Raw genomic sequence first — 8,652 nt, forward strand, 5'->3', positions numbered from 1 at the left:
GGATTCTGCCTGTCATATTCCTCAATACTATCAATAAAGGCTTCCTCCAGGGTAGGATCTTCCACAGACGTGCAAGCCGCCTTGAGCTCGTCAGGCGTCCCCATGCGTATCATGGCTCCCCGGTAAATAAGGGCGATGCGGTCGCAGTATTCGGCCTCTTCCATAAAGTGCGTAGTCACAAGTACAGCGGCCCCGGCAGCGGTCATGGCTGAAATATGCTTCCAGAAATCGCGCCGGGTACGCGCGTCCACACCGGATGTAGGCTCATCCAGAAACAGCACGGGGGGTTCGTGCAGGGTGGCGCATAAAAGGGCCAGACGCTGCTTTTGGCCCAAGGGGAGATCGCCCGTGCGGCTGTGCAAAAAATCCTGCAATTCCAGCGCGCCGGACAGTACGGGCAAAAGTTCATCGCGCCGCTGACGGCTCAGCCCGTACAGTTCGGCAAAGATCTTGATATTTTCCACAACCGGAATGTCCGGATACAGTGAAAACTTTTGCGCCATGTAGCCCAACCGCGCGCGCGCTTCGCTGCCCGCAGTGAGCAGATCCATACCGGCAACGGAACACTGCCCCAATGTAGGCCGCGAAAGACCGCAAAGCATGCGGAATGTTGTTGATTTTCCTGCTCCATTGGGGCCGAGCAGACCGAATATTTCACCGGGCAGCACACTGAAGCTGATGTTGTCGGCAGCGGTAAAATTACCAAATTTTTTGGTGAGGTGGACGGCTTCAATGCTCGGCAGGCCATGGGTTTTTGCGGGCGGCAAAGCATCGCTCGCCCCCGGCGCGCCTGTCGCCCGGGTTTGCGCGCTCTTTTCAAGGCCGTTTTTTTCTGCATCACGGCTGCTTGCCTCACCGGGAATATGGCACTGCGCATACAGCCCGGCATACGGCGAAGGATCCTGGTTGATACCACCCACAGCGCTCATGTACGCGTCCTCCAGGCGCGGCGGTACGGCTTCGCCCCCCTGCGCCAGAATGCCGCTCCTCAGCTCTTCCGGGGCATCAGCCGCCAGCACCAGACGAATGCGGCTGCCCTGCACAAGGGCGTCCTCAATGGCTGGCCGCATGGTCCAGCGGGCCAGCTCGCGCTTGTGTGTTCCGGCAGGAGTCTTGAGCAGAAAAACCCGTCCGGCGGCCCTGCCGGTAAACGCATCCGGTGCGCCGGAATAAAGAACGCGCCCCTTGTCCAGCACCACCACCTGTGCGCACCGTTCAGCCTCGTCCAGATATGCCGTTGCCCATATGACGCTCATGCCGTCACGGCTCAACTCCTGCACCATGCGCCACAGCTCGCGCCGGGACTGCGGGTCTACCCCCACTCCCGGCTCATCCAGAAGCAGCAGGCGGGGCGATCCGAGCAGAGCACAGGCAATGCCAAGCTTTTGCTTCATGCCGCCGGAAAGACGCCCGGCCAGCCTTTCTGTAAAAGGTGCAAGCGAGGTAAAGCGCAAGAGCCGGTCAAAAAGCTCTTCACGAGCTTTGCCTTCAAGACCGCGCAAGCTGGCATGCAGACGCAGATTACCCATCACGCTGATATCTTCGTACAGCCCAAAACGTTGCGGCATATAACCAATGCTGTTGGCGCTCTCGCTGACAAGCTTTTGCGGTGACCGGCCGAAAATCAGCACTTCTCCCCGTGAAGGGAGCATCAATCCGGCCAGAATACGCATAAGCGTGGTCTTTCCGGCAGCATCCGGCCCCACAAGCCCTGTGATACATCCGGCAGGAACCGTGGTGGAAATACCGTCCAGTGCCGTAACAGCCCTGCGCCCTTTGCCGAAGGTCATGCCCAACCCGTTCAACTGTACGGCTGTTCCGCCGGAATTCGCGTCTACAGCGCTGCTCATGGCGCTTCAGCACCGTCCACAAGAATAGTTACAGGCATGCCCTGACGCATGACATTTTCCGGGTCCTCAGCCTGTACCCGCAAGCGGTAAACCAGAGACGTGCGCACCTGCCTGGTTTCAACGGTTTTCGGGGTAAATTCCGCCGTTGGCGAAATAAAACCAACGGTTCCCGGAAAACTCTTTCCCGGGGCGGCGTCCACAAGAACGCGCACAGGCATGCCCGGCTTGATGCGGCCAAGATCCGGCTCGTCCACATAGGCTCGCAGCCAGACCGGATCCGTAAGGGTAAGGGTATAGACCGTCTGTCCGGACTGGACGATGGCCCCGGCCTCACGGGCGCGGGTGAGCACCACACCCTTTTGCGGGGCAACCAGTACGGCATCGTGCAACTGTATTTCTGCACGCTTGAGTGCTGCCGCCGCCGCATCAACAGAAGCGCGCTGCGCAAGAACATCTTCTTCCCTGTAGCCGGAAAGGAGCATATCAAGCTGATCCTGGGCGGAACGCAGCTTTGCGGATGCTTCACGGGATTGCGCCCGGGCATTGTCCAGCTCTTTTTGTGAAATGGCATTGGAAGAACGCATGGCAACAACACGGCGCAGATTGATGGCGGCATTTTCTGCCAGGGCCGTGGCCGCGCTTACCGAAGCCCGGGCCTGGGCTATTTCTTCCACACGATAACCACGCTCAAGACGCATAAGAGCGGCCCTTTGGCCCTCCAGATACGCGGCGGCCTCGTCCCGTTGTTGCGTGAGCAGGTCGGCATCCAGACGCGCAAGGGCCTGCCCGTGAACCACAGCGGCTCCCTCGTCCACCAGCACTTCTGCAATGCGCCCGCCAACCCGGAAGGACAGGTCGACCTGACGGATATCCACATTGCCATAGAGTGTGAGCGTGGCGTTATTCCGGCCGCTCAGCCAGAGCCAGATAAAAAAGGTTGCCAGCAGTACGACCGCCACGGCGGCCGTACCCACAACCTTACGAGAGATTTGCATGGGTCCCCCTGATGCATCAAGCGCCTGACCTGAACCGGATATCAGCAAACTGTGCGGGCAAGAGGTGGCACAAGGTTTGCCGTCTGTCGGGCTTTACGTTTGCGCCGCAGCAGTTTGATGGCGGGCGCGCATAAAGCATAGCCAGAGCTGTACTCCTTGTCCACAAGGCTGCCGTGGACGGCGTGGCGCACGCCGCAGGCATGACGCGGGGTATCATCCCCAACCGGGCTGTCCGGCACGCGCCCAGCAACAGCCAGACTGCCGGTGCCAGCCGGGCCGGGTCCCCAAAAGGAACCCCCCGGAATTTCCGGGGGGTATAGGTGGCGCATGCCGACAGGAGAACTGCCGAACGAAAAGCGTCAGAAGAAAACCTGGGTCAGACCGCCAGGCCGCAGGTCAGTAAAACCTGGCAGCCAGATCCGCTATATTTCTGCGAGGTCAATGCCGCAGGCCCTGGCCACTCCAGCGCCGTAGGCCGGATCGGCCTTGGCGCAGTTGCGGATGTGCCGCAGCTTTATCTCCTTGGGGGCATCGCCAAGGTTGCGGGCCGTATTGCCAAACAGGGCCTCCTGCTGTTCCGGCGTCATCAGACGGAACAGTTTGCCCGGCTGCTCGAAGTAGTCCGCATCATCGCAAGGATAGGACCAGTGATCGGCGTCGCCGTTGATTTTCAGGGGCGGTTCCGCGGCTTCAGGCTGTTCCTGCCAAGCTCCGTAACTGTTGGGCTCATAGTTGGTATGGCCGCCATAGTTGCCGTCCACGCGCATCTGGCCATCGCGGTGATAGCTGTGGAAGGGGCAGCGCGCCGTATTCACGGGGATAAGGTGGTGATTCACGCCCAGGCGGTAGCGCTGTGCGTCGCCGTAGGAGAACAGGCGGCCCTGAAGCATCTTGTCCGGCGAAAAACCGATACCGGGTACGATATTGGCGGGGTTGAACGCAGCCTGCTCCACCTCTGCAAAGTAGTTTTCAGGATTGCGGTTCAGTTCCAGCACGCCCACTTCGTACATGGGCACGTCTTTGTGATACCAGACCTTGGTGAGGTCAAAGGGATGGTAAGGCAGCTTTTCAGCGTCAGTTTCGGGCATGACCTGCACAAAAAGCTTCCAGCGGGGAAAATCGCCTTTTTCAATATGCTCAAACAGATCACGCTGATGGCTGTCGCGGTCGCGGCCCACAAGCTCCTGAGCCTCGGCGTCGGTAAGATTTTTGATTCCCTGCTGGGTTTTAAAATGAAACTTGACCCAGAAGCGTTCATTGTTCGCATTGAGAAAGCTGAAAGTATGGCTGCCGAAGCCGTGCATGTGGCGATACGAAGCCGGGATACCGCGATCGCTCATGACCACGGTGACCTGATGCAAGGCTTCGGGCAAGAGCGACCAGAAGTCCCAGTTGTCCTGGGCGCTGTGCATGTTGGTGCGCGGATTGCGTTTGACCACATGGTTGAGGTCGGGAAATTTTAAAGGGTCCCGCAAGAAAAAAACGGGGGTGTTGTTGCCCACAAGGTCAAAGTTGCCTTCATCTGTATAAAATTTGATAGCAAAACCACGGATGTCACGCTCGGCGTCGGCTGCGCCGCGCTCACCCGCCACTGTGGAAAAGCGCATAAAAAGATCTGTTTTTTTGCCTATCTGAGAAAAAAGGGAAGCTTTGGTAAAGCGGGTGATGTCATGCGTGACAGTAAAGGTGCCGTAAGCGCCCGACCCTTTGGCGTGCATGCGCCGCTCCGGGATAACTTCACGGTCGAAATGGGCCAGTTTTTCAAGAAACCATACGTCCTGCAACAACATGGGGCCACGCGGGCCGGCAGTAAGTACCCTGTTGTTGTCAGCCACCGGCGCACCGGCATTATTGGTGAGTTTGTTCTGGTCGTTCGACATAGTGGTCGTCTCCTTGGTTTGTCTGTGCAGTCCAGGCAGAATCGCGGCCCCGGACTCAGTGACCGCCTCTTGCTGGAAGATGACATGGATAGGCCAGTTTGTAAATAGTAATTATTACCATTTACGAACAACCGGATATCTCCTTTTTTATGTTTTTATTCCAATTTAATATTAGTGAGTTACCGCTGTCTTGCTACGCAGGAGAGGTTTACCGAGGTTCAGGCTTTCACAGGCCTGCACCACTTCTTCAGCTCTGGCATCGTTCCCCCGCAGCATCACAAAAACAACAAGCAGCTTGCCCGACCTTTGCATGCGCGTTCTCAGGCCACGGCCTTCAAGACGCTGCCGCAGGCTGTCCACACTTTCCTCGTCCTTGAAAGCTCCGACCTGAAATACATAGTCGAATGTGTTGCTTACAGGTTGCAGACTGTTCAGCACCACAGGCTGGTCGGTCTGTGCCGTCTGTGCGGCCTGTCCTGCGGATGGGGGAGGCGCAGGCACGGCGTTTTGCATGTTTTTGGGGCCGGTCTGTTGCCCCTGCGCCGGAGCCGCCATTTCACCGGGCTTAAGGCCTTCGGCCATGCCCGGAGGCAAGCTTTCGCCCCGCAGCACCCTGGCAAATTTCAGTTCTTCAGGAGCCAAAATCTGTTGTTGCGGCACGTCTTCTGCCTGCGCTTCGCTTTCAACAGCCCCGCTCTGTGTACGGTTCATGGCCGTCTGCTGCGCCCCGTGGCTTCGCCAGTAGGCCCGGCCACTCATGACGCCCCCCACATAGGCAAGTGCAATGGCCGCTACCACCAGAAAACACGCCGCCAGCAAAGAAGACGGCCGCAGGCACAGGCATTTTGAAGGTTCTTCCTGGCCTGACGGTGACTTGCTACGAAACACTGAAGGCATGTTTTTCCCTTTCTGTATTGAGAGTTGCGCGGGTTCTTCAGGCAGATGCCAGACAGAAGCGCACATACCGCAACATAGCAGGCGCGCCCCTGTGCGTAAAGAGCACCCGTAATCGCCGTTGGCCCGGAGCTGCCGGCTGACGCGCTTCATGTCGCACACGGCAACAATCCGGCCAGCAGCCCCCGGATGCCCCAAAATACGCTTTACATGCCCTCTGCTGGCGACTTGCGGGCCGCCCCCGCGCTCTGCTATAATACGCCTAGCGTAGATGACGCCGGGTACAGACATTGGGAGTGTATGCATGACCTTCAGTAATTATTCGCAGCGAAGCCTGCTCTGTTTTCTCGCCTGTTTTATTTTTCTTCTGTGGGCGGGGCACAGCATGGCAGCAGGCCCTCAACTTCTTGCTATTGTCAATAAAACAGATGAAGACCTGCTCAACATCAGCTTGCAGCGCAAAGGCGTTACGCAGTTTGCCCGACTGGACATGGTCCCCGGCGGCAGCGATGAAATAGAAAATCCCGGCGGAACGGCAGACCTGCGCCTGGATACAGGGCTGGCCCTCTGGACTTTCAGCGCTGTACCCGTAGGACAGGCCGCCAGCCTTGCCTTCGGCCCCCGGCCCGACCAAATGAGCCTGACGACACTCAAAGGCGGCAGCCGCCAGTTCAGCGCCCGGATGCAAAGCCTTTTGCCCGATGAAAACAGCGGACCGGTCTGCCTGCTTGACCAGTTTCGCCCCGGCATGAGCATGAAGGATGTGTGCGCCCTGCTGGACAAAAACCCGCCCTATGACGACAACGACGCCGTGCTCACCAGCCTTGGCTTTGCCGGCATGGTCTGGGCCGCGCGCCTTTTGCCCGGCCAGGCGGAAAACGGCGCGGCTGGTGCGGCGCGGTCCGGCAACCCCGACCGCCTCGAACATATGGAACTGCGCCGTAAGCTTGACGCCGCCACTCTGAACAAGCTGCTTGAAACGCTCTATGCGCAGGGCTACGCCCCCTGGCAGGCCGAGTTGCCGGGACTGGATATGGACTTTGTGGAGCTGCCCAGAACAGACGCCGCGCAACACCGGCAAATGCTCCGGCAGGTACTGGACTATTTTCTGGCGGCAGACCAGGGCGAGGCCACCATCATGCTTGCTCCGGCAGCCATGCTGCCGAACCTGGCCGATGCCGACACCCCCCGGCAGGACGTACAGCTTTTTACCCTGACCCTGCGCCCTGCATCAAAAAATCTTGTTGTGGATGTGGCCGCCTATCAGTCTGGCGAAGGCGGCCGTTGAGTAGGTCCCAGGCCTGACGCTCCCTGCTTCTTCCCCGCTTTTGGAACATAGAAAATCCCGGCAAAAGCCGGGATTTTCTATGTCAGGCGCTGTGCCTGCCACAATTATCGGGGCAGCCGTGTCGCCTTTGCCGGGCAACCGCAATGCCCAGGCACGGCAACAGCATCCAGAGCTATATTTTTAACCACAAAATCATGACTTCTGACTGGCATTGCTGCTGATCTGTAAACATTTTCTGTTTACCCTCAAAAAAACCGCCCCGGGAAAGAGCGGCACGACTCTGTGCAGCCCTCGCCCGGGACAGGTATACAAATTCTGTTAGCACCGCTTTTCAGAAGACTCTAAAGTGGGCGACCTTCTTTTTTGGCAGCCCGCATGGCACGCAGCCAGCCGTACCATTCTTGAAGGCCCTGTCCATGACGGCAGGAGACTTCAAAAATATCCAGATCCTTGTTGAGCTTTGTGGCAAAATTACGGGCTCGTCCCATATCAAAGTCCACATAAGGCAGCAGGTCTACCTTGTTCAGCACAAGCGCCTGGGCCAGATTGAAAAGAAGCGGATACTTTTCCGGTTTGTCGTCGCCTTCGGTAACGCTCAGCAGGGCAACCTTGGCATCTTCGCCACAGTCAAATTCCACAGGGCAAACAAGATTGCCCACGTTTTCAATAAAAAGGATATCCACACCTTCAAGATCAAGGCTGTCCAGCGCGGTCAGAATCATGTTGCTGTCAAGATGGCAGCCGCCGTCGGTATTGATCTGCACGGCCTGCGCCCCGGTAGCGGCCACGCGGCGCGCATCGTTGTCTGTCTGCAGGTCGCCTTCCACCACAGCCATGCGAAACTCTCCCGCCAGATCGGTAAGCGTGCGTTCCAGCAACGTGGTCTTGCCCGCGCCGGGCGAACTGATAAGATTCAGGGTCAGAATCCCGCTGTCAGACAGCCGCTTGCGCACATGAGCCGCCATTTTTTCATTGGCTTCCAGCACATTGCGAACCACGGGAATTTGCATGCCAGTCTCCTTGCAGGCCCCGGCACTGGGGTCTTTTAATATGAAGTATCAATACGTTGAGAAGGCGATGATGGATGGTATGGCTAGTTAAAAAAGCACCGTCGGCAAGAAAGCCGCCGCATTTTCGCAGCACCCGCCCCACCGGGCCTGATGCCCCGATCCGGTTTTGGTCAACTGGCCTCAAGGCGGTTCAAATACAGTTCCCTGCCCTGCTTGACCACATGGCCGAACTGCTCGCCGCAGCCGGGACAGGGTTGCACAAGAGCATCCTGCCCTTCACCGCCAAAATCTGCGCCGCAGAAAGGACAGTGCAGTTGCAACGGCAACTCTTCCATTTCAAGGCGCGCGCCCTCGTGGGGCGTACCCTGAATCATGGTTTCAAAACAGAATTGAAGAGATTCCGGCACCAGTCCGGCGAGAGCGCCATATTTGACGTTCACCACCTCAAGACGGGTACAGCCCTGACGGGTAATTTCCTCTTCCGCCATTTTCAGCAAGCTCTGTGCGATGGCCATTTCGTGCATGGCGGTATACTAGCTCAAAGGCCCAGCCACGTAAAGGCCGGAAGGCATTCTTGCCATTCGGCGTAAATAATGTACATTTCGGGCATGCGTCGCTCAAAATTCTCAGGCGTGTACTCCTTTTCCACCGACTGGACGGAAAGCCGCCGCAAAACTCATGACTTTGTCTGGGAGCTGCCGGACGGGGCATTTGCGGTACAAGAACTCAATAAGG

At 57.9% G+C, this 8,652-nt stretch carries 7 protein-coding genes; 1 reads left to right on the plus strand and 6 read right to left on the minus strand.

Features of this window, described 5'->3' with window-relative positions; genetic code table 11:
- The 4 genes from QZ377_RS12175 to QZ377_RS12190 form a co-directional block, all read right to left on the minus strand.
- On the minus strand, window positions 1-1,850 hold a 1,850-nt coding region (locus QZ377_RS12175; protein ID WP_291441458.1), incomplete at its 3' end, for an ATP-binding cassette domain-containing protein.
- Window positions 1,847-2,845, minus strand: coding sequence for an efflux RND transporter periplasmic adaptor subunit (locus QZ377_RS12180; RefSeq protein WP_291441460.1), 999 nt, complete (start codon window positions 2,843-2,845; stop codon window positions 1,847-1,849). The genes QZ377_RS12180 and QZ377_RS12175, both read right to left, overlap by 4 nt.
- Window positions 2,846-3,267: 422 nt before the next feature.
- On the minus strand, window positions 3,268-4,725 hold the full coding sequence (locus tag QZ377_RS12185) for a catalase (RefSeq protein WP_291441462.1): 1,458 nt from the start codon (window positions 4,723-4,725) through the stop codon (window positions 3,268-3,270).
- 171 nt (window positions 4,726-4,896) lie between these two features.
- Window positions 4,897-5,622 carry an SPOR domain-containing protein gene (locus QZ377_RS12190; RefSeq protein WP_291441463.1) on the minus strand — a complete coding sequence of 242 codons (726 nt, stop codon included), beginning with the start codon at window positions 5,620-5,622 and terminating at the stop codon, window positions 4,897-4,899.
- A 382-nt stretch (window positions 5,623-6,004) separates the two neighbouring features.
- Here QZ377_RS12190 and QZ377_RS12195 point away from each other — a divergent pair, with 382 nt between their 5' ends.
- A complete protein-coding gene (locus QZ377_RS12195) occupies window positions 6,005-6,907 on the plus strand; it encodes a peptidoglycan glycosyltransferase (RefSeq protein ID WP_291441464.1) in 903 nt (300 codons plus the stop codon).
- A 341-nt stretch (window positions 6,908-7,248) separates the two neighbouring features.
- Here the strand turns inward: QZ377_RS12195 and hypB are convergent, their stop codons facing one another.
- A complete protein-coding gene (gene hypB / locus QZ377_RS12200; RefSeq protein WP_291441466.1) occupies window positions 7,249-7,917 on the minus strand; it encodes a hydrogenase nickel incorporation protein HypB in 669 nt (222 codons plus the stop codon).
- 170 nt (window positions 7,918-8,087) lie between these two features.
- Complete coding sequence (locus tag QZ377_RS12205; RefSeq protein ID WP_012625124.1) at window positions 8,088-8,441, minus strand: hydrogenase maturation nickel metallochaperone HypA; 354 nt, start codon at window positions 8,439-8,441, stop codon at window positions 8,088-8,090.
- Window positions 8,442-8,652 lie beyond the last annotated feature (211 nt).

It is taken from the genome of Desulfovibrio sp. (genome assembly GCF_019424165.1).
Lineage (GTDB): Bacteria > Desulfobacterota > Desulfovibrionia > Desulfovibrionales > Desulfovibrionaceae > Desulfovibrio.

Excerpts from the sequence above, each read along its gene's own strand:
- QZ377_RS12180 (WP_291441460.1), bottom strand. The coding sequence starts at position 2,845 with ATGCAAATCTCTCGTAAGGTTGTGGGTACGGCCGCCGTGGCGGTCGTA.
- QZ377_RS12185 (WP_291441462.1), bottom strand. The coding sequence starts at position 4,725 with ATGTCGAACGACCAGAACAAACTCACCAATAATGCCGGTGCGCCGGTG.
- QZ377_RS12190 (WP_291441463.1), bottom strand. The coding sequence starts at position 5,622 with ATGCCTTCAGTGTTTCGTAGCAAGTCACCGTCAGGCCAGGAAGAACCT.
- QZ377_RS12195 (WP_291441464.1), top strand. The coding sequence starts at position 6,005 with ATGGCAGCAGGCCCTCAACTTCTTGCTATTGTCAATAAAACAGATGAA.
- hypB (WP_291441466.1), bottom strand. The coding sequence starts at position 7,917 with ATGCAAATTCCCGTGGTTCGCAATGTGCTGGAAGCCAATGAAAAAATG.
- QZ377_RS12205 (WP_012625124.1), bottom strand. The coding sequence starts at position 8,441 with ATGCACGAAATGGCCATCGCACAGAGCTTGCTGAAAATGGCGGAAGAG.